A 220-nucleotide genomic window follows, 5' to 3' on the forward strand; every position below is an offset into this window, starting at 1 on the left:
ACCTCAGGATCAAAGGCCCAGAAAATCAGCGTAGCGACGATTCCAGAGGGGGGAAGGTCATATTTATTTCAAAATGTGGCGATAGAGGGGAACAAGCCCTATACATTCCAGGCGATGATGCAGATTCCAGAATTAATCAACAGTAAAGTAGTATTTGCCCTTAGCTTCGCGGATGCAAGTGGAACCACGATGAGTACCGCAACATCAGAAATGGGAACGA

1 protein-coding gene is annotated in these 220 nt (G+C 46.4%); it reads left to right on the forward strand.

The genetic code is table 11. From position 1 onward, the window contains the following. Positions 1 to 220, forward strand: a 220-nt coding sequence (locus LRL21_RS47540) for a hypothetical protein (RefSeq protein ID WP_240422273.1), incomplete at both ends; no start/stop codon positions are given.

This window comes from Paenibacillus periandrae, assembly GCF_022458865.1.
In the GTDB taxonomy this organism is placed as follows: domain Bacteria; phylum Bacillota; class Bacilli; order Paenibacillales; family NBRC-103111; genus Paenibacillus_S; species Paenibacillus_S periandrae.